General features: G+C 56.9%; 1 protein-coding gene. It reads right to left on the bottom strand.

Going from position 1 to position 427, the window contains the following annotated elements:
• A partial coding sequence (locus KDM89_RS19915; RefSeq protein ID WP_329604707.1) for a glycosyltransferase family 9 protein occupies nucleotides 1-427 on the bottom strand: 427 nt, incomplete at both ends.

Here is a 427-nt window from a genome sequence, read left to right as displayed (position 1 = left end):
ATAAGCGAGCAGGGTTGCTTCCTGCATAGACAGCGCAGGGAGTACGGCGGCATTTGGCATCACCGCGGCCATGGCTTCTGCTTCGGCTTTTTCTTCTGCATTCCCCCAGGGGAGCAGCACGGGTAATGCCAGTGTCTGCAAGTAGTTCGCTACTGCAATCCAGTTGGTTCTGGCCCATTTTTTTGCAGCACCGGCGGTGCCATGGAAAAAAACCACAAAGGGATGTGGCGGCATCCATGCAGCCTCGCAAACAGGTGGCTGTAGGCCGAACACAGCCGGACGGTCTACTATATAGCCTGCTGCAGCTGCAGCCACCAGGCGGCCGCGTAATACCGCATGGGTATAGGGATCAACGGCCACACTCTGGTCGTGGAAAATGCGGGATATGCCTTCATAGCCTGAACCGACAGTGCCGTTGGCAAGTCCA

Origin of the sequence: Cognatundibacterium luofuense, from assembly GCF_018139685.1 — a bacterium.
Lineage (GTDB): Bacteria > Pseudomonadota > Gammaproteobacteria > Burkholderiales > Burkholderiaceae_D > Undibacterium > Undibacterium luofuense.
The sequence above is the reverse complement of the archived record's forward strand: the minus strand, read 5'-3'. Positions and strand labels throughout refer to the sequence as shown.